Source organism: Klebsiella michiganensis (assembly GCF_015139575.1).
Lineage (GTDB): Bacteria > Pseudomonadota > Gammaproteobacteria > Enterobacterales > Enterobacteriaceae > Klebsiella > Klebsiella michiganensis.
In genome coordinates, this window is sequence record NZ_AP022547.1 from 3,498,016 (window position 1) to 3,516,779 (window position 18,764).

General features: G+C 54.5%; 17 protein-coding genes and 1 pseudogene. 11 read left to right on the plus strand and 7 right to left on the minus strand.

Going from position 1 to position 18,764, the window contains the following annotated elements; all coding sequences use genetic code 11:
- Positions 1-22 precede the first annotated feature (22 nt).
- A complete protein-coding gene (locus tag JLG71_RS16425) occupies positions 23-574 on the minus strand; it encodes an NAD(P)H nitroreductase (protein WP_038424334.1) in 552 nt (183 codons plus the stop codon).
- Between the two features lie 166 nt (positions 575-740).
- Between JLG71_RS16425 and sppA the strand changes: the two genes are divergently transcribed.
- The 3 genes from sppA (at position 741) to pncA (ending at position 4,357) form a co-directional block, all read left to right on the plus strand.
- Positions 741-2,594 carry a signal peptide peptidase SppA gene (sppA, locus tag JLG71_RS16430; protein WP_014228962.1) on the plus strand — a complete coding sequence of 618 codons (1,854 nt, stop codon included), beginning with the start codon at positions 741-743 and terminating at the stop codon, positions 2,592-2,594.
- A gap of 94 nt (positions 2,595-2,688) precedes the next feature.
- Positions 2,689-3,705, plus strand: coding sequence for an asparaginase (gene ansA / locus JLG71_RS16435; protein ID WP_004850037.1), 1,017 nt, complete (start codon positions 2,689-2,691; stop codon positions 3,703-3,705).
- Between the two features lie 10 nt (positions 3,706-3,715).
- Positions 3,716-4,357, plus strand: a complete 642-nt coding sequence (gene pncA / locus JLG71_RS16440; RefSeq protein WP_032749510.1) for a bifunctional nicotinamidase/pyrazinamidase — start codon at positions 3,716-3,718, stop codon at positions 4,355-4,357.
- A 37-nt stretch (positions 4,358-4,394) separates the two neighbouring features.
- On the opposite strand, the pseudogene JLG71_RS28420 reads toward pncA, so the two are convergent.
- A pseudogene (locus JLG71_RS28420) lies at positions 4,395-4,492 on the minus strand (hypothetical protein); the annotation flags it as partial.
- Positions 4,493-4,724: 232 nt separating this feature from the next.
- On the opposite strand from JLG71_RS28420, the gene JLG71_RS16445 reads away from it, so the two are divergent.
- Together JLG71_RS16445 and yajD are read left to right on the plus strand one after the other, a co-directional pair.
- On the plus strand, positions 4,725-5,978 hold the full coding sequence (locus JLG71_RS16445) for a glycoside hydrolase family 18 protein (protein WP_057173619.1): 1,254 nt from the start codon (positions 4,725-4,727) through the stop codon (positions 5,976-5,978).
- A gap of 100 nt (positions 5,979-6,078) precedes the next feature.
- Positions 6,079-6,423 carry an HNH nuclease YajD gene (gene yajD, locus JLG71_RS16450; protein ID WP_004138290.1) on the plus strand — a complete coding sequence of 115 codons (345 nt, stop codon included), beginning with the start codon at positions 6,079-6,081 and terminating at the stop codon, positions 6,421-6,423.
- A gap of 60 nt (positions 6,424-6,483) precedes the next feature.
- Here yajD and JLG71_RS16455 read toward each other — a convergent pair whose 3' ends face one another.
- Together JLG71_RS16455 and msrB are read right to left on the minus strand one after the other, a co-directional pair.
- Positions 6,484-6,759 (minus strand): YeaC family protein, encoded by a 276-nt coding sequence (locus JLG71_RS16455; RefSeq protein ID WP_102802815.1) that lies wholly within the window; start codon positions 6,757-6,759, stop codon positions 6,484-6,486.
- Positions 6,760-6,801: 42 nt separating this feature from the next.
- Entirely contained in the window at positions 6,802-7,215 is a 414-nt protein-coding gene (gene msrB / locus JLG71_RS16460; RefSeq protein WP_004121465.1) for a peptide-methionine (R)-S-oxide reductase MsrB, read from the minus strand.
- Positions 7,216-7,553: 338 nt separating this feature from the next.
- Here msrB and gapA point away from each other — a divergent pair, with 338 nt between their 5' ends.
- Entirely contained in the window at positions 7,554-8,549 is a 996-nt protein-coding gene (gene gapA, locus JLG71_RS16465) for a glyceraldehyde-3-phosphate dehydrogenase (RefSeq protein ID WP_004138295.1), read from the plus strand.
- Between the two features lie 74 nt (positions 8,550-8,623).
- On the plus strand, positions 8,624-9,508 hold the full coding sequence (locus JLG71_RS16470; RefSeq protein WP_048261786.1) for a D-hexose-6-phosphate mutarotase: 885 nt from the start codon (positions 8,624-8,626) through the stop codon (positions 9,506-9,508).
- Positions 9,509-9,606: 98 nt separating this feature from the next.
- Here JLG71_RS16470 and JLG71_RS16475 read toward each other — a convergent pair whose 3' ends face one another.
- Both JLG71_RS16475 and JLG71_RS16480 read right to left on the minus strand, forming a co-directional pair.
- Complete coding sequence (locus JLG71_RS16475) at positions 9,607-10,461, minus strand: aldo/keto reductase (protein ID WP_064405359.1); 855 nt, start codon at positions 10,459-10,461, stop codon at positions 9,607-9,609.
- A gap of 92 nt (positions 10,462-10,553) precedes the next feature.
- On the minus strand, positions 10,554-11,300 hold the full coding sequence (locus JLG71_RS16480; RefSeq protein WP_004850021.1) for a MipA/OmpV family protein: 747 nt from the start codon (positions 11,298-11,300) through the stop codon (positions 10,554-10,556).
- A 427-nt stretch (positions 11,301-11,727) separates the two neighbouring features.
- Here JLG71_RS16480 and yeaG point away from each other — a divergent pair, with 427 nt between their 5' ends.
- Positions 11,728-13,662 (plus strand): protein kinase YeaG, encoded by a 1,935-nt coding sequence (yeaG, locus tag JLG71_RS16485; RefSeq protein ID WP_004121478.1) that lies wholly within the window; start codon positions 11,728-11,730, stop codon positions 13,660-13,662.
- Positions 13,663-13,792: 130 nt separating this feature from the next.
- Positions 13,793-15,076, plus strand: coding sequence for a YeaH/YhbH family protein (locus JLG71_RS16490; RefSeq protein ID WP_004138302.1), 1,284 nt, complete (start codon positions 13,793-13,795; stop codon positions 15,074-15,076).
- A 48-nt stretch (positions 15,077-15,124) separates the two neighbouring features.
- On the opposite strand, the gene JLG71_RS16495 is transcribed toward JLG71_RS16490, so the two are convergent.
- Positions 15,125-16,282: a glycosyltransferase family 9 protein gene (locus JLG71_RS16495; RefSeq protein WP_200913693.1), complete on the minus strand. Its 1,158-nt coding sequence runs from the start codon at positions 16,280-16,282 to the stop codon at positions 15,125-15,127.
- Between the two features lie 361 nt (positions 16,283-16,643).
- Here JLG71_RS16495 and dgcJ point away from each other — a divergent pair, with 361 nt between their 5' ends.
- Both dgcJ and JLG71_RS16505 read left to right on the plus strand, forming a co-directional pair.
- Positions 16,644-18,140 (plus strand): diguanylate cyclase DgcJ, encoded by a 1,497-nt coding sequence (dgcJ, locus tag JLG71_RS16500; protein WP_046878577.1) that lies wholly within the window; start codon positions 16,644-16,646, stop codon positions 18,138-18,140.
- A gap of 33 nt (positions 18,141-18,173) precedes the next feature.
- Entirely contained in the window at positions 18,174-18,674 is a 501-nt protein-coding gene (locus JLG71_RS16505; RefSeq protein WP_004850011.1) for a YbaK/prolyl-tRNA synthetase associated domain-containing protein, read from the plus strand.
- Positions 18,675-18,764: the final 90 nt, after the last annotated feature.

Here is an 18,764-nt window from a genome sequence, read left to right on the forward strand (position 1 = left end):
GCCCGGCATAACGAGAACGGACTCAGAAGCGCGTCACGAACGGCGCGGTATCCGGCAAAGCGATGGTGGTTGACGCTTTGAGCTGCGGGGTCCCCAGATAGAGAAAGCCCACGATCTTATCCTGCTCGCGGCAGGCAAACCCTTCGCGTACAACCGGGCTTTCGGTTAACGCGCCGCTGCGCCAGATGCCGTTAAACCCCTGCGCCACGGCCGCCATCTGCATGGCCATCACCGCACAGCCCGCCGACATCTCTTGCTCCCACTTTGGCACCTTCGGATGATCTTCACAGTGCGCCACCACCGCAATGATCAGCGGCGCGCGAAACGGCGCGCTGCGCGCTTTTTCAATCGCTTTTTCATCTCCCCCTGCCGCCACCGCGCCTTTTTCCAGCAGCTGGCTGAAGCGCTCGCGCCCTTCATCGGCAATAATGAAGAAGCGCCACGGCTGCAGCGTCCCGTGGTCCGGCGCGCGCAGGCCAGCGCGAAGGATGTTTTCCAGCTGTTCGCCCGCCGGAGCCGGGTCGGTCAGACGTGAAGCGCTGCGGCGATTAACCAGTAGTTCGAGAGCATCCATCTGTATAACTCCTGTGATGTGATTTTTCATAAAATTAACATGCGCAAGGATTTTGTTACAGCCCAACGGGTGATTCCTGCTGACAACCGACGGCACTCTCATTAGGATAGCCAGACGCGGCAGCCCCTGCGGCTCGCCCATTTTTGATTATGGTTAGGGAGAATACATGCGAACTCTTTGGCGACTGCTCGCCGGATTTTTTAAATGGACATGGCGCGTGCTCAATTTCATTCGCCAGCTCGCACTGAACGTGGTTTTCCTGGTGCTGGTGCTGGCCTGCGTCGGCATCTGGGCCCAGTTCAGCAGTACAACGACAGAGCATGCTACCCGCGGCGCGCTGCTGCTGGATATCACCGGCGTGGTGGTCGATAAACCCTCGGCCAGCAGCAAGCTTGGCGTGATTGGCCGCCAGCTGTTTGGCGCCAGTTCCGATCGCCTGCAGGAAAACTCGCTGTTCGACATTGTGCAGACAATTCGCCAGGCGAAAGACGACCGCAATATCACCGGTATCGTGCTGGATCTGAAGGACTTTGCCGGCGGCGATCAGCCGTCGATGCAGTATATCGGTAAAGCGCTGCGCGAATTCCGCGATAGCGGCAAGCCGGTATATGCCATCGGCAGCAGCTACAGCCAGGGTCAGTACTATCTGGCCAGCTTCGCCAATAAGATCTGGCTCTCGCCGCAGGGCGAAGTGGACCTGCACGGCTTCGCGACCAACGGCCTGTACTACAAATCGCTGCTCGACAAGCTCAAAGTGTCGACCCACGTTTTCCGCGTCGGCACCTACAAGTCAGCGGTAGAGCCGTTTATCCGCGATGATATGTCCCCGGCGGCGCGCGAGGCGGACAGCCGCTGGATTGGCGAGCTGTGGCAAAACTACCTCAATACCATTGCCGCCAACCGCCAGATCACCGCTCAGCAGCTGTTCCCCGGCGCTCAGGGCGTGATTGACGGCCTGCGTAAAGTCGATGGCGATACGGCAAAATACGCGCTGGATAACAAGCTGGTTGATGCGCTGGGCACCTCTACCGAGGTGGAAAAAGCGCTGACTAAACAGTTTGGCTGGAGTAAAGAGGACAACAACTACAGCGCAATCAGCTACTACGATTACACGCTGAAAACGCCTGCCGACCAGGGTTCCGCAATAGCGGTTATCTTTGCTAACGGCGCGATTATGGATGGCGAAGAAACGCCGGGTAACGTCGGCGGCGACACCACCGCCGCGCAGATCCGCGACGCGCGCCTCGATCCGAAAGTGAAAGCGATCGTGCTGCGGGTTAACAGCCCGGGCGGCAGCGTCAGCGCCTCCGAGATGATTCGCGAAGAGCTGGCGGCGGCAAAAGCGGCCGGTAAACCGGTGGTGGTCTCAATGGGCGGCATGGCAGCATCCGGCGGCTACTGGATCTCCACCCCGGCGGATTATATCGTCGCCAACCCCAGCACCCTTACCGGCTCTATCGGTATCTTTGGGGTGATCAATACCGTCGAAGATACCCTCGGCTCAATTGGCGTCCATACCGACGGCGTGGCCACCTCGCCGCTGGCTGATGTCTCAACCACCAAAGCGCTGCCTCCGGAAGTACAACAGCTGATGCAGCTCAGCATCGAAAACGGCTACAAGCGTTTTATCACCCTGGTGGCGAACGCGCGTAAGAGCACGCCGGAGAAAATTGACCAAATCGCTCAGGGCCACGTCTGGACCGGTGAAGATGCAAAAGCGAACGGCCTGGTCGATAGCCTTGGCGACTTTGACGACGCTGTGGCAAAAGCCGCCGAGCTGGCGAAGCTGAAACAGTGGCATATCAACTACTATCAGGAAGAACCGACCTTCTTTTCGATGGTGGTGGATAGCCTGACGGGTTCCGTTCGCGCGGCGCTGCCGGCAGCGGTCCAGGCGTATCTGCCCGCACCGGTCGCCGCGGCGGCCAATGCGGTGAAAACCGAGAGCGATAAGCTGGCGGCATTCAACGATCCGCAGAACCGCTACGCTTTCTGCTTAACCTGCGCCAATATTCGTTAATCCTCTGCCGCCCCATCCCGTGGGGCGGCATTTACTTTATTTTTTCTTCCGCCCCTCTATACTGCGCCTGTCTACGTTTAACCTAAGCGATGCTATGCAGAAGAAATCTATTTACGTTGCCTATACCGGCGGCACCATTGGTATGCAGCGTTCTGAACACGGCTATATCCCCGTTTCCGGCCATTTACAGCGCCAGCTGGCGTTGATGCCCGAGTTTCACCGCCCGGAGATGCCGGACTTCACCATTCATGAATACGCCCCGTTAATGGACTCTTCCGATATGACGCCGGAAGACTGGCAGCATATCGCCGACGATATTCGCGACCATTATGACCAGTACGATGGTTTCGTGATCCTCCACGGCACGGACACCATGGCGTTTACCGCCTCGGCGCTCTCCTTCATGCTGGAGAATCTGGGAAAACCGGTCATTGTGACAGGGTCACAAATCCCGCTTGCCGAACTGCGCTCTGATGGCCAGATTAACCTGCTCAACGCGCTGTACGTCGCCGCCAACTATCCGATTAACGAAGTGTCGCTGTTCTTCAATAATCGCCTCTACCGCGGCAACCGCACGACGAAGGCCCATGCCGACGGCTTTAACGCCTTCGCCTCTCCCAACCTGGCGCCGCTGCTGGAAGCCGGTATCCATATTCGCCGGCTCGGCACGCCTCCCGCGCCGCACGGCAGCGGCGAGCTGGTGGTTCACCCTATCACGCCGCAGCCGATTGGCGTGGTGACGATTTATCCCGGCATTTCCGCCGACGTGGTGCGCAACTTCCTGCGCCAGCCGGTCAAAGCGCTGATCCTGCGCTCCTATGGCGTCGGTAACGCGCCGCAGAACGGCGAGTTTATTCAGGTCCTGGCCGAAGCCAGCCAGCGCGGTATCGTGGTGATTAATTTGACCCAGTGTATGTCCGGCAAGGTCAACATGGGCGGCTACGCCACCGGCAACGCGCTGGCGCAGGCTGGCGTGATTAGCGGATTTGATATGACCGTCGAGGCCACGCTGACCAAGCTACACTATTTGCTGAGCCAGGATCTGGACGTGGCGGCTATCCGTCACGCCATGCAGGAGAATCTGCGCGGCGAACTGACACCCGATGAGTAAGGAGAAGCACATGACCCAGCGCGCGCTGCTACTGGTCGATTTACAAAATGATTTCTGCGCCGGCGGCGCGCTAGCCGTCCCGCAGGGCGACAGCACGGTGGACGTCGCCAACCAGCTTATCGCCTGGAGCACGGCGCGGGGCGAAACGGTGGTTGCCAGCCAGGACTGGCACCCGGCGAACCACGGCAGCTTTGCCAGTCAGCATCAGGTCGAACCCTATACCCAGGGCGAGCTTGATGGCCTGGCGCAGACGTTCTGGCCGGATCACTGCGTGCAGAATAGCGAAGGCGCGTCGCTGCATCCGCTGCTCAAACAGCAGGCTATTGCCGCCGTGTTCCACAAAGGGGAAAACCCGGCCATTGACAGCTACAGCGCCTTTTTCGACAACGGCCACCGGCAAAAAACGCAGCTCGATGCATGGCTGCGCGAGCGCGGCATCAGCGAGCTAACGGTGCTGGGTCTCGCCACCGACTACTGCGTCAAGTTTACCGTGCTTGACGCCCTCAATCTGGGCTACACCGTCAACGTGATTACCGACGGCTGCCGCGGGGTGAATATTCAGCCGCAGGATAGCAATCTGGCGTTTATGGAGATGGCCGCCGCGGGCGCAACTCTCTATACCCTTGACGACTGGCTGGAAACCCACGCATAAAATACGCCGACAGGCATTGTCCTGTCGGCGCGTTACCTCAGGCCAGAGCGGAAATCTCTTCCAGCGACGCGTTGCGCGTTTCGATGCCAAAACAAAACAGAATCAGCGCGCAAAGCGCCACATCACGCCTGGGATGATAAAGCCCCTAATCGGGTCATTGTTAGTCTCATTTTGCGTCATGTTCTGCATCCTGGCGTTTACTCCGAAGTGAACCTCATCGCACTACCGCTTCGCTAATGCAGCCGTGAACCGCTTCGCATTTTTGCGCAGCGGAAGATGCTAGGCTGCACGAGCTGTTTTTTTCGCCACGCCATTTCCGTGGCGTGTTTGCTTTTCAATGTCACTTTTAAGTCAAAGAGGATCCGCTATGAAACTTTTGCCTTTACTGGCAGCTTTACCCCTGCTCTGCGCGAGCGTTGTTTCCGCTAACTCACTGATGTCCGTCGGCTACTTTAACGGCGGCGGCGACGTCACCGCCGGTCCAGGCGGCGATATTGATAAACTGGACGTACGCCAGATTACCCATCTCAACTACTCGTTTGGTCTGGTTTACAACGATGAAAAAGACGAAACCAACGCCGCCCTGAAAGATCCGAGCAAGCTGCATCAAATTTGGCTGTCGCCGAAAGTGCAGGCTGATTTACAGAAAATCCCCCGCTTGCGCCAGCAGAACCCGAACCTGAAAGTCTTGCTTTCCGTCGGCGGCTGGGGAGCGCGCGGATTCTCCGGCGCGGCGGCGACGAAGGAAACCCGGGCGGTGTTTATTCAGTCCGCTCAGGCGATTATTGAAAAATACGGTCTCGATGGGATCGATCTGGACTGGGAGTATCCGGTCAACGGCGCGTGGGGGCTGGTCGCCAGCCAACCGGCCGATCGCGATAATTTTACCGCCCTGCTGAAAGAGCTGCGCGCGGCGGTCGGTAATAAAAAACTGGTGACCATCGCCGTAGGCGCCAACGCGGAGAGCCCAAAAAGCTGGGTGGACGTCAAAGCCATTGCACCATCGCTCGACTACATCAACCTGATGACCTACGACCTGGCCTACGGTACCCAGTACTTCAATTCCAACCTGTATGATTCAACCCGCTGGCCGACGGTCGCCGAAGCGGATAAGTACAGCGCGGACTTTATAGTGAACAACTACCTTGCCGCCGGTCTAAAGCCGAGCCAGATGAACCTGGGGATTGGTTTCTATGGCCGGATACCCAAACGCGCCGTCGAGCCGGGTATTGACTGGAGCAAGCCGGACGCGCAGAAAAACCCGGCCACCCGCCCCTACTTTGCGGCTCAACAGATTGAGCTGTTCGAATCGCTGGGCGTCGATCTGACCAAAGACACCTATGTGAAATATAACGATATCGTGGCGAAGTTAATCAACGATCCGCAGAAGCGCTTTACTCAGCATTGGGATGATGAAGCGAAGGTACCGTGGCTGTCGGTGCAGTCCGCCGACGGTCAAGCCCTCTTTGCGCTTTCGTATGAGAACCCGCGCTCGGTGGCCATCAAAGCTGACTACATCAAGAGCAAGGGGCTGGGTGGCGCGATGTTCTGGGAGTACGGCGCCGATGACCAGAATCAGTTAGCGAAACAGCTGGCCGAGTCATTGGGGATCAAACGCTGATCTGCGCGGTGTCAGCGCCAGCACAATAGGTTATGATAACCCCATTCCGCTGCGCCGGCTCCGGCGCAGCTTTTCATTTGCAACAAAAGGCATGGGTATTATGGCTTATATCCCGAAAAACTACGCCCGTCTGGAAGTCGGTTACCGCGAAAAAGCGCTGAAGCTCTTCCCCTGGGTCTGCGGACGCTGCTCGCGAGAGTTTGTCTATTCAAACCTGCGTGAACTGACGGTACACCATATTGACCACGACCACTCCAATAACCCGGAAGATGGTAGCAACTGGGAGATGCTGTGCCTGTACTGTCACGATCATGAGCACTCAAAATACACCGAAGCCGATCTGTATGGCTCGACGGTGGTTGCTGGCGAAGATGCGCAGAAAAGCGTCGGCGAAGCGAAATATAACCCCTTCGCCGATCTTAAAGCGATGATGAACAAGAAGTAACGTTGTGATGCCTCAGAGCCCGGCGCGCAGTTAGCCGGGCTGACGCAGGCCTTTTCAGCCTCAGGATTTAAAGGTCGCGATAGGCTGCGACGTAATGCCGAAGTCAACTTTCAGCTGCTGTTTACTCTTCATCACCATCTGCCCGTTGGTATCGATGGTCATATGCTGCGCGTCAACGTTGTATCGCGCCTGCCAGAGCATCACCAGCTGCAGACAGTTCTCTTTCTGTTCGTCAGTCAACGCCACGCCGTCCGGCCATTTACCCAGCTCAACCGCCGTCGCCAGGCGCTGATAAACTTCCGGCGTCATACCGTCAATAATCCGCTCAATTTCCATCTTCCGCCAACCCCGTTTGGAATAATTTGCTGAATCGTTTTTTCAACCCTTAATTTGCTCACCGTTTTCATCATTGGTGAAGCTTAATGAGGCCGAATTAACACAAAAACGCTCTCCGGTGGGCTGTGGACCATCCGGGAATACGTGCCCAAGGTGAGCATCGCAGTTTCCGCAGCGAATTTCCGTGCGCTGCATACCGTGGGAGTAATCATTAAGGTAGCGGATAGCGTCATCGCTGACGGGCTCATAAAAGCTTGGCCAGCCGCAGCCGGAATCATACTTGGTTTGCGAGTGAAACAGCGCGGCATCGCACACCAGGCAGTGGTAGACGCCATCGCGTTTGTTGTGGAGCAACCGCCCGGTGAACGGCGGTTCAGTACCGTGATTCTGCGTCACGTAAAACTGCATCTCGCTCAAATTTTTTTTGAGCTCGTCCGAAGAGGGTTTATTCGACATTGGCTTGCTTCTCGCTGTGAAAGGACAACTTTTCACGTCAATTCTAACAAAATATTAACAATGAAGCGTGCACTTTTGTTCTAAACTTAGGCGACGCCAAAAGGCAGCCACACAATTGTGATGAATATCACATTTTTATCTTCAGTGACCTTTAAAATTCCGGGCGCAGCCCCCATATGGAATTGGGCTCAAAGGGAAAGTGGGATAAATCGACCGCGCAAAGGCATGCTCTGGATTGATTTGTCGCAATGATTGACACGATTCCGCTTGACGCTGCGTAAGGTTTTTGTAATTTTACAGGCAACCTTTTATTCACTAACAAATAGCTGGTGGAATATATGACTATCAAAGTAGGTATCAACGGTTTTGGCCGTATCGGTCGCATTGTTTTCCGTGCTGCTCAGGAACGTTCTGACATCGAGATCGTTGCAATCAACGACCTGTTAGACGCTGACTACATGGCTTACATGCTGAAGTATGACTCCACTCACGGCCGTTTCAACGGTACCGTTGAAGTGAAAGACGGTCATCTGATCGTTAACGGTAAAAAAATCCGTGTTACCGCTGAGCGTGACCCGGCTAACCTGAAGTGGGACGAAGTGGGTGTTGACGTTGTTGCTGAAGCAACCGGTATCTTCCTGACCGACGAAACCGCTCGTAAACACATCACCGCTGGCGCGAAAAAAGTCGTACTGACTGGCCCGTCCAAAGACAACACTCCGATGTTTGTTAAAGGCGCTAACTTTGACAAATACGAAGGCCAGGACATTGTTTCCAACGCATCCTGCACCACCAACTGCCTGGCTCCGCTGGCAAAAGTTATCAACGACAACTTCGGCATCATCGAAGGTCTGATGACTACCGTTCACGCAACCACCGCGACTCAGAAAACCGTTGATGGCCCGTCTCACAAAGACTGGCGCGGCGGCCGCGGCGCAGCTCAGAACATCATCCCGTCCTCTACCGGCGCTGCTAAAGCTGTAGGTAAAGTTCTGCCAGAACTGAATGGCAAACTGACCGGTATGGCGTTCCGCGTTCCGACTCCGAACGTATCCGTTGTTGACCTGACCGTTCGTCTGGAAAAAGCTGCTTCTTATGAAGAAATTAAGAAAGCAATCAAAGCTGCTTCCGAAGGCGCAATGAAAGGCGTTCTGGGCTACACCGAAGACGACGTAGTATCCACCGATTTCAACGGTGAAATCTGCACTTCCGTATTCGACGCCAAAGCGGGTATCGCTCTGAACGACAACTTTGTGAAACTGGTTTCCTGGTACGATAACGAAACTGGTTACTCCAACAAGGTTCTGGACCTGATTGCTCACATCTCCAAATAAGTTGAGATGAGACAGTAATCTGTAAGAGCGACTTCGGTCGCTCTTTTTTTTGTCTGAAGATAAAGGATTGCGTAATGATTAATAAAATTTTTGCCCTCCCGGTTATCGAACAGCTTACCCCTGTACTTTCCCGCCGCCAGCTTGATGACCTGGAGCTGATCGTCGTTGACCATCCGCAGGTGAAAGCGTCCGTGGCTTTCCAGGGCGCTCACCTGCTCTCCTGGAAGCCCGCTGGCGAAGAAGAAGTCCTGTGGCTCAGCGGCAACACCCCATTTAAAAACGGCGTTGCCCTGCGCGGCGGCGTGCCGATTTGCTGGCCGTGGTTTGGTCCTTCTGCTCAGCAGGGTCTGCCCTCCCACGGCTTCGCCCGCAACCTGCCGTGGGCCCTGAAAGGGCACGATGAAGACGACAACGGCGTGGTGCTGACCTTTGCACTGAAAAGCAGCGACGCCACCCGCCAGTACTGGCCGCACGAGTTCACCCTGCTGGCGCGCTTTAAGCTGGGCAAAACCTGCGAAATTGAGCTGGAAGCGCACGGCGAATTTGAAACCACGTCAGCCCTGCATACCTATTTCAACGTCGGCGACATTGCGGCAGTGAAGGTCAGCGGTCTGGGCGACCGTTATGTTGATAAAGTGAAAAACGCGGAAGAAGGCGTATTAAGCAACGGCACAGAGACTTTTCCCGATCGTACCGACCGCGTCTATCTGAATGCCGAAACCTGCAGCGTGATTCATGACGATGCGCTGAACCGCAACATCGACGTTACGCATCATCACAACAGCAACGTAGTGGCCTGGAACCCGGGCCCGGCGCTTTCCGTCAGCATGGGCGACATGCCGGATGATGGTTACAAGACCTTCGTTTGTGTAGAAACCTGCTGCGTGACCGAAACGCAGAAGGCCAGCGAAGAGAAACCTTCGCGCCTGACGCAAACCCTTCGCGTGGTGAAACGCTAACGCCAGGAAGGTTGGCCCACGGGTTAACCGCGTGTGCGCCATATCTGCCGGATGACGGCTGAAGCCCCGCGAAGTCGGGGCTTTTCTTTAACGCTTGTTCAGACCATATCCAGCGGCGTTTTTCTGGCCGGCGCCGGGTAGGCGTTATCCAGAAGCGCAAGCTCCTCATCGTTAAGCACAATATCCAGCACCGCGGCATTTTGCCTGACATGCTCAATGCTTGACGCTTTCGGGATCGCCATTACGCCCCGGTGGCTAATCACCCACGCCAGCAGAATCTGCGCCGCGGTTACGCCCCGCGCCTGCGCAATATTTTTCACAACGGTATGATTTAAAAGTCCATTGCGCAGTCGACCGGCCTGAGCCAGCGGACAATATGCCATCACCGGCAGCCGCTGCTGCTGGCACCACGGCAGCAGGTCATGTTCAATACCGCGGGAGGCCAGATGGTAGAGCACCTGATTGGTCGCGCACTGTTCGCCGCCGTCCGCCTGCCAGAGTTCCTGCATATCATCGTAATCGAGGTTTGATACGCCCCAGCGGCGAATTTTTCCCTGCGCAACGAGCGCGTCCATGCCCGCAACCGTCTCCTGCAATGAATAGTCCCCACGCCAGTGCAGCAGGTAGAGATCCAGATAGTCGGTATTGAGGCGGCGCAGGCTCTCCTCGCAGGCGCTGGCTATTTTGCGACCGCCAGCGTTCCACGGATAGACTTTAGACACCAGCACCACGCGCTCGCGCTGCCCGCGAATGGCTTCGCCGACAACTTCTTCGGCGCCGCCGTCGGCGTACATTTCCGCCGTATCGATCACCGTCAGGCCAAGATCGATGCCCGCGCGTAGTGCAGCAGACTCCTGCGCGCGCAGAGCCGGGTTTTCGCCCATGAACCAGGTCCCCTGCCCTATGAGCGGAACCGCTGAATGCTCGCCAAAACGGATGGTCCTTTCTGCCATGACATGCTCCTGTGTTTAATTGCACCACCGTAATGCAAAACAGGGCTTTACGCCCTGTTTTGATGCACAAATTGCACTGTAATAATGCACTATCAGAAGGAGTAAGTGATCCCGGTTGAAATCAGCCCGCTCCAGGATTTGTCCACCATCGGGCTATCGGTAATTTCGTCAGACAGGCGGGTATAGCGCGCCACGCCGTATACGCTCCAGTCGCCGAGGAAACGATAGTTAGCCGACAGCTCAAGGTACGGGTTCCAGCTGCTGTCCGGATCGTAGCTGCGCATGCCGCTGCGATTCGATTCATGCTTCGAAACACCGTAGTAGTACTCGTTCTGGTTGTCGCTGTTCCACTCCACGCCAATACCCGGCGTAAGCGTCAGGTTGCCGTTGGTATAGCGATACAGCCAGGCCAGATCCCACACGATACCATTGCTGTTATCGAGGGTGTCCCCCGACAGCGCGGTGCGCAGGAAACCGTACTGCGTATAGTGTTCGTAGGAAAGCCCTGCCATCACCGTGGACTTACGTTTATCCAGACGGCGCATCTGCTCGCTATCGCTGTCGCCTGGCTTAAAGTACATCGGCGACCAGTAGGCGGTCACGGAGAGCTTATCGTTGGTATCATTCCACAGGTAGAGGCCACCGCCCAGGCCGCGGAACCAGAAGTTATCGCTCTCGTAATTAATCACCGGCACCGGGTAAACATCAGCATCATATTGCTTGTACGGATGTTCAACGACGCCTACACCCGCCCCTAAAGTGAACTTCCCTTCAGCGTGTACGGCGGATGCTGAAGTCGCAATCAACACACCAAGTGCCAGAAGTTTGATTTTAGTCACGATCCATATTCCTGTTGTCAAATTATTAGCGCAGGCAGTTTAACGTTGTATACGTCATGCCTCAAATTCTTTACCAGTCATTACACTGAATTCACCAGATTCTCATCATCAGATGACCACCCGCTGACAGCTGAATGACAGCGTCATGACGCGGCGAAACCCGAAGTGCGAATGAGACGCTGCTTTTCCGGATGAGTTGTTGATAAGTCATTGAAATTGATTTTCTGCGCCATGCAAGTTTTCCAAATGCATCTACGCTTTAATTTAGAAGAAGTAAATGCGGGGCACGTTATCCCGAGACTTCGCCAACCTGGCATAAGGGTTGCTGGAGATTCAGAGAGCGCTGTGCAGCTTACCTCTTCCGGGGGCTCCCACTATTCATATGAACGGCTCTCAACCTGTGCTAAAAACGAAAGGACGGCATGCCATGAATATATTCGATCACTATCGCCAGCGCTATGAAGCTGCCAAGGACGAAGAGTTCACACTGCAGGAGTTTCTTACCATCTGTCGGCAAGATCGCAGTGCTTATGCTAACGCAGCAGAAAGATTGCTGATGGCCATCGGTGAGCCGGTCATGGTCGATACGGCCCTCGAACCCAGGCTATCCCGTCTCTTTTCAAACCGGGTCGTCGCGCGCTACCCGGCCTTTGAAGAGTTTTACGGTATGGAAGATGCCATCGAGCAAATTGTTTCTTACTTAAAACACGCCGCTCAGGGGCTGGAAGAGAAGAAACAGATTCTGTATCTGCTGGGCCCCGTGGGCGGCGGTAAATCATCGCTTGCCGAACGCCTGAAGTCCTTGATGCAGCGCGTCCCTATCTATGTGCTCAGCGCAAACGGTGAGCGCAGCCCGGTCAACGACCATCCGCTGTGTCTGTTTAACCCGCAGGAGGATGCGCAAATCCTCGAAAAAGAGTACGGCATTCCAAACCGCTATCTGGGGACGATTATGTCGCCGTGGGCGGCCAAGCGTCTGCATGAATTCGGCGGCGACATCACGAAATTCCGCGTGGTGAAAGTGTGGCCGTCAATCCTGGCGCAGATTGCCATCGCCAAAACCGAGCCCGGTGACGAAAACAACCAGGACATCTCGGCGCTGGTCGGTAAAGTCGATATCCGTAAACTGGAACACTACGCGCAGAATGACCCGGATGCCTACGGCTACTCCGGCGCTCTGTGCCGCGCCAACCAGGGGCTGATGGAGTTCGTCGAGATGTTTAAAGCGCCTATCAAGGTGCTGCATCCGCTGCTGACCGCGACGCAGGAAGGCAACTATAACGGTACCGAAGGGATCTCCGCCCTGCCGTTCAACGGGATTATCCTCGCCCACTCCAACGAATCGGAATGGGTGACCTTCCGTAATAACAAAAACAATGAGGCCTTCCTCGACCGCGTGTATATCGTCAAGGTGCCTTATTGCCTGCGTATCTCGGAAGAGATCCGTATCTATGAAAAACTGCTTAACAACAGCGAGCTGACCCATGCGCCGTGCGCGCCGGGCACGCTGGAAACGCTGTCGCGCTTCTCCATTCTGTCGCGCCTGAAAGAGCCTGAAAACTCAAGCATTTATTCAAAAATGCGCGTCTATGACGGCGAAAGCCTGAAAGACACCGACCCGAAAGCGAAATCCTATCAGGAGTATCGCGATTATGCCGGCGTTGATGAAGGGATGAACGGCCTGTCTACCCGCTTCGCGTTCAAAATCCTGTCGCGGGTATTTAACTTTGACCATGCCGAAGTCGCCGCCAACCCGGTGCATCTGTTCTACGTCCTCGAGCAGCAGATCGAGCGCGAGCAGTTCCCGCAGGAGCAGTCAGAGCGTTACCTTGAGTTCCTCAAAGGCTATCTGATCCCGAAATACGCCGAGTTTATCGGGAAAGAGATCCAGACCGCCTACCTTGAATCCTACTCGGAGTACGGGCAGAACATTTTTGACCGTTATGTCACCTACGCTGACTTCTGGATTCAGGATCAGGAGTATCGCGACCCGGATACCGGCCAGCTGTTTGACCGCGAGTCGCTGAATGCGGAACTGGAGAAAATCGAGAAGCCCGCCGGGATCAGCAACCCGAAAGACTTCCGTAACGAAATAGTCAACTTCGTGCTGCGCGCCAGAGCGCACAACAGCGGGCGTAATCCAAACTGGACCAGCTACGAGAAACTGCGCACGGTTATCGAGAAGAAAATGTTCTCCAATACCGAAGAGCTGTTGCCGGTGATTTCCTTCAACACCAAAACGTCAACCGATGAGCAGAAAAAACACGATGACTTTGTCGACCGCATGATGGAGAAAGGCTATACCCGCAAGCAGGTTCGCCTGCTGTGCGAATGGTATCTGCGGGTACGTAAATCATCCTGATAGACCAGCCCGGCTGGCAGCGGCTGCCGGGCTAATAATAACTGCGAAGACCCAATGACATTCAGCGCCAGCATATTTCGGCGCCTGAATGGCCGGGGCATAAGTTGGCAAATGCAGTACAGGAGGGCATATGACCTGGTTCATAGACCGACGCCTGAACGGGAAAAATAAAAGCGCCGTCAACCGGCAGCGCTTTCTGCGCCGCTATAAAGCGCAGATAAAACAGTCGATCTCCGAGGCCATAAACAAGCGCTCGGTGACCGATATTCAGAGCGGAGAGTCCGTCTCCATCCCAACGGACGATATTAACGAACCGATGTTTCATCAGGGGCGCGGCGGCCTGCGCAATCGCGTACACCCGGGTAACGATCACTTCGTACAGAATGACCGCATTGAGCGCCCTCAGGGCGGCGGAGGCGGTGGAGGCAGCGGTCAGGGCCAGGCCAGCGCCGACGGCGAAGGCCAGGATGAGTTTGTTTTTCAGATTTCGAAAGACGAATATCTCGATCTGCTCTTTGAAGATCTCGCCCTGCCGAACCTGAAGAAAAACCAGCAGCGTCAGCTGACGGAGTATAAAACCCATCGCGCGGGCTATACCGCTAACGGTGTGCCCGCTAACATCAGCGTCGTTCGCTCGCTGCAAAACTCGCTGGCGCGCCGCACGGCGATGACCGCCGGTAAACGCCGGGAACTGCACGCGCTGGAAGAAGACCTGGACACCATTAGCAAAAGCGAACCGGCGCAGCTGCTGGAAGAGGAGCGGCTGCGCAAAGAGATAGCCGAACTGCGGGCGAAAATTGACCGCGTGCCGTTCATTGACACTTTCGATCTGCGTTACAAGAACTACGAAAAACGGCCAGAACCGTCAAGTCAGGCGGTGATGTTCTGCCTGATGGACGTTTCCGGCTCCATGGACCAGGCGACAAAGGACATGGCAAAACGCTTTTACATCCTGCTGTATCTGTTCCTCAGCCGGACCTATAAAAACGTTGATGTGGTTTATATCCGCCACCATACGCAGGCGAAAGAGGTCGACGAACACGAATTCTTTTATTCGCAGGAAACCGGCGGCACCATTGTCTCCAGCGCCCTGAAGCTGATGGATGAAGTGGTCAAAGAGCGCTATGACCCGGCGCAGTGGAATATCTACGCCGCGCAGGCTTCGGATGGCGATAACTGGGCGGACGATTCACCGCTGTGTCACGAACTGCTGGCGAAGAAAATCCTGCCCGTGGTGCGCTACTATAGCTATATTGAGATAACCCGGCGCGCGCATCAGACGCTGTGGCGGGAATATGAACACCTGCAGTCAACCTTCGAAAACTTTGCTATGCAGCATATTCGCGACCCGGAAGATATTTATCCGGTGTTCCGTGAACTGTTTCATAAGCAAACCTCAAAAGCGGACGGTTAAGCCTTTCCGGACAGCCAGCACAGACGCTGGCTGTTTTTTTACCCCACCTTACCCGGCTCGCGCCTGTTGCAGGGTGACGGGATCAATCTCCGACATTATCAGGTCGGGCAAGCTCTCCAGCTGGTATACCTTGCCGCATTTAACGATAATCTGCCGCGCGTTGTCGTACCCCGGAGCCCAGAGTCGATTATTCATCCGCACATCTTTGTAGACCGCGATAAGCGGTTTTTTCCACGCCGCCGCCATATGGACCACCGAGGTATCCGGCGAGATAACTAAGTCGGCCTCGGCGATAAGCGCCATGCAGTGGTGCAGCGTTTTAAACGGATTCACGCAGACCTTCTCCGGCAGGGGGATCCGGATTTCATTGCGATGATCGAGCAATATGATATTGACGTCCGGATAATCCTCACACAGTCTGACCAGAAGCGTTGCCAGCTGCGCCTGCGACATACTGCGGTCCTGATGCCCGGCAAAAATATTAATCACCACGTTACGCCCGTTGAGCGCCGCCAGATAATCACGAACCTGCTGGCAGATATCCTGTGGTATATGCAGATCATAAGATTGCAGAGATTTTTTATCCAGCTGCAGATAATCAGCGATAAAAGAAAATGTCTTACTGACGTGCCAGTTTTCACAGTCAAAATCAAAAGACTTGCTGTAGTGTTTAATAGAAGGCCACTTATTGAAACCCAGTACCGCTCTGGGCTTTATCTGTCGTAACAGCAGCATCCTGTGTACCGGAATATCAAACAACGACGGGTCGATTACAATATCGTACTTATTATTCGCAAGCTCAGTAATAACTGACTGAGGAACGTTATGGGTAAATTTGTGCAAATAATCCGCCGAGTCGACATTCTCGGCCTCATAGATATGGCGAATGCGCGGATTATAGCGCATGACCTGACTATTGGATTTGGTCAACAGAAAGTCAACGGTCATTCCCGCCTCGTGAAGACATTTAACCAGCGCTGAATCAACAACTACATCGCCGATCGCACCTTCATTACGCATTAACAGCACCGTTTTCGCGGAGGTTAAATCAGCTTCGCGGCGCGCGCGACTATCCCAGAACGCTTTAGCGATATAGACTCGCAGATCATTGCGTATTTTCTTAAAAAAATAATTTCGACGCCTGTTTAGCGCCCTTATTTTTTTAAACTTTCGAGGGGTTCCCTGCACCGCTGCGTTTTCCATCATGATAACCTCATTGCCGCTTTCAATAGTACTGCCTGTAACCCTGCTAAGGACTGGTAAAAATAAGAAAAGTTCGCTTGATAATTAACATTATTTCATTTTTAGCTGCACCAGGATAGCCATAGCAGCATCATTGCAGCATATTTCATTGAGGATAAAATGAGTGAAAAATGGATTTTGCAGGATATTTACGACAGCAATATTAATTAGCGCCCTCATATTTAATAAACTATTTATTTTCATTGCCGCGCGGTGGTGCCCGATTCCGGCACTGGATAGATAAACAGTCTGCCTGCCACCGAACGTGGCGTCCCTGCGCCGCACATGGTAGAATTGTCTTAATTGTGCTGGCGAAATTATCATCATGAAATTACAGAATAAATTACTCCGTCATTTCATTTCTGCGGGGGTGGTTGTCCTGACATCTTCATTTCTGGTGTATGAATTAGTCGCCAGCCATCGGGATATGTCGGAATACATGCGCTACATCGTCGAGAAGGGCGAATCCGCCTTTCTGTACGATAAATATCAAAATCAGCTGGTTATCTCCCAGGTCTCGCGAAAGCTGGATACGCATCCCACTGCCGAAAAGGCCCAACAGGCCTGCGCTGGCGTGCAGACCAATGGCAACGTATACGGGCTCAATATCGCCGGGCATACCTTCCCCGGGCTTCACGGTACGCTCAGCACCACCCAGCCTTCGTGCGAGCCGTGGATTAACGATCTCCCGGCGCTGCAGGCTTTTGATGCCGCTATCGCCCAAAGCGATATTATCGCCGCGCTGAATTCGGCAACCTTCAAATCCGATAAACGCTTCCGCTATTACCTCGATTTAGACAATAAATACGCGTATTTCTATTCGCCGATTGAGATAGATAGCAGCCCCGTTGATAACTGGAACTTTCTTCACGACAGTAAACTGGGCATCACTCAGTTCAGTCTTAACGGTTTACTTCGCGGGCGTACGCTAATTTCCAGCATCTATGCTGACGCATTAACCGGACAGAATATTTTGTCGTTCTTAACCCCGGTCTATCATCGGGATCGGCTGAAGGGCATTGTGATGGTGGACGTCACTCGTCACGATATTGAGAAGCTGCTCTATACCACCGACCGCCCCCTGGTCTGGCGCTATCTCGACATCACCTTAACGGACTCGGACTCAACGTCTGAAATCCGCGTTCACCGCAGCAACACGCATTTTTTCAGCTACGCCCACCATAGCCAGCAGGTGGCGGAAAACCTGCACATTTCGCTGTCGCTGGATATGTCCTATTTTCTGCTTAGCTCCTGGAAGCTATTTTTGTTTTACCTGATATCTACCGGCGTTCTGCTGCACCTGGTACGCATGCACTTTCGCCTGTATACCGACGTTTTTAAAGAAAACATTAGTGATTCTTTAACCGGTCTGTACAACCGAAAAATTCTCTCCTCGCTGCTGGAATCGCGTATGCAAAAGCTCACCGAGCAAGGCGTGAATATCGTGTTTATGGCGCTGGACTGCGACCGGCTAAAATACCTTAATGACACCTGGGGACACGATGAAGGCGACCGCGCCATCGTGCTGCTCGCCCAGTCCATTTCCGCCGCCATACGTAAAAGCGATTACGGCATCCGGCTGGGCGGCGATGAGTTCTTCCTGATACTGATCGATTATGAGGAACAGGAGGCGAAAAATATACCCGAGCGTATTCGCCAGCACCTGAAGGAAATTGACATTAACCAGCGCGTTAATTTCTCATGGGGGGCCTGCAGCATGGCGCCGGGGGATAGCCTGGCCGACGTCATGAAAATCGCGGATGCCCGGCTGTACGAAAATAAAAAGCAAAAAAAACACGCTTACCCGGGGCGAGAGGATTAATCTTGAGGTTTTATTTTTAAGGAAAAAAACGACATGAACGCGCCGGTAAAAGTGAGTATTCATCAGCAGCTGTTGGCGCTGCTTAACCGCGACCACGCCCGTTACCGGGTCGTGGAACATGAAGCCGTCGGAAAGTGTGAAGCCGTGTCGAAGATCCGCGGCACCGCGCTGGGTCAGGGAGCAAAAGCGCTGGTATGTAAAATTAAAGGACATGGGGTTAATCAGCACGTTCTGGCTATCCTTGCCGCCGATCTACAGGCGGATTTAGCCCGTCTGGCCGAATACGTCGGCGGCAGCAAAGCCTCTCTGGCCAGTCCGGCGGAAGTTGACGCCCTGACCGCCTGCGTCTTTGGCGCCATTCCCCCTTTCAGCTTCCACCCCTCTTTACGCCTGGTCGCCGACCCGCTGCTGTTTGAGCGCTTCCCGGAAATCGCCTTCAACGCCGGGCAGCTTGATAAGTCCATCATCCTTGATACCGCCGACTATCTGCGTATTGCCCGTCCGGAACTGATCGCGTTTCATCGCGAAGCCTGATTGTTCCCTCTCCTGCGCCAGGGCGCGCATTGTACCGCGGGGGAAAATCGATCGTGCAGATGCCTCAAATCGCGAGTCTGCGATAAAAAA

Coding starts and splice junctions, on each gene's coding strand:
- JLG71_RS16425 (WP_038424334.1), bottom strand. CDS start 574: ATGGATGCTCTCGAACTACTGGTTAATCGCCGCAGCGCTTCACGTCTG.
- sppA (WP_014228962.1), top strand. CDS start 741: ATGCGAACTCTTTGGCGACTGCTCGCCGGATTTTTTAAATGGACATGG.
- ansA (WP_004850037.1), top strand. CDS start 2,689: ATGCAGAAGAAATCTATTTACGTTGCCTATACCGGCGGCACCATTGGT.
- pncA (WP_032749510.1), top strand. CDS start 3,716: ATGACCCAGCGCGCGCTGCTACTGGTCGATTTACAAAATGATTTCTGC.
- JLG71_RS16445 (WP_057173619.1), top strand. CDS start 4,725: ATGAAACTTTTGCCTTTACTGGCAGCTTTACCCCTGCTCTGCGCGAGC.
- yajD (WP_004138290.1), top strand. CDS start 6,079: ATGGCTTATATCCCGAAAAACTACGCCCGTCTGGAAGTCGGTTACCGC.
- JLG71_RS16455 (WP_102802815.1), bottom strand. CDS start 6,759: ATGGAAATTGAGCGGATTATTGACGGTATGACGCCGGAAGTTTATCAG.
- msrB (WP_004121465.1), bottom strand. CDS start 7,215: ATGTCGAATAAACCCTCTTCGGACGAGCTCAAAAAAAATTTGAGCGAG.
- gapA (WP_004138295.1), top strand. CDS start 7,554: ATGACTATCAAAGTAGGTATCAACGGTTTTGGCCGTATCGGTCGCATT.
- JLG71_RS16470 (WP_048261786.1), top strand. CDS start 8,624: ATGATTAATAAAATTTTTGCCCTCCCGGTTATCGAACAGCTTACCCCT.
- JLG71_RS16475 (WP_064405359.1), bottom strand. CDS start 10,461: ATGGCAGAAAGGACCATCCGTTTTGGCGAGCATTCAGCGGTTCCGCTC.
- yeaG (WP_004121478.1), top strand. CDS start 11,728: ATGAATATATTCGATCACTATCGCCAGCGCTATGAAGCTGCCAAGGAC.
- JLG71_RS16490 (WP_004138302.1), top strand. CDS start 13,793: ATGACCTGGTTCATAGACCGACGCCTGAACGGGAAAAATAAAAGCGCC.
- JLG71_RS16495 (WP_200913693.1), bottom strand. CDS start 16,282: ATGATGGAAAACGCAGCGGTGCAGGGAACCCCTCGAAAGTTTAAAAAA.
- dgcJ (WP_046878577.1), top strand. CDS start 16,644: ATGAAATTACAGAATAAATTACTCCGTCATTTCATTTCTGCGGGGGTG.
- JLG71_RS16505 (WP_004850011.1), top strand. CDS start 18,174: ATGAACGCGCCGGTAAAAGTGAGTATTCATCAGCAGCTGTTGGCGCTG.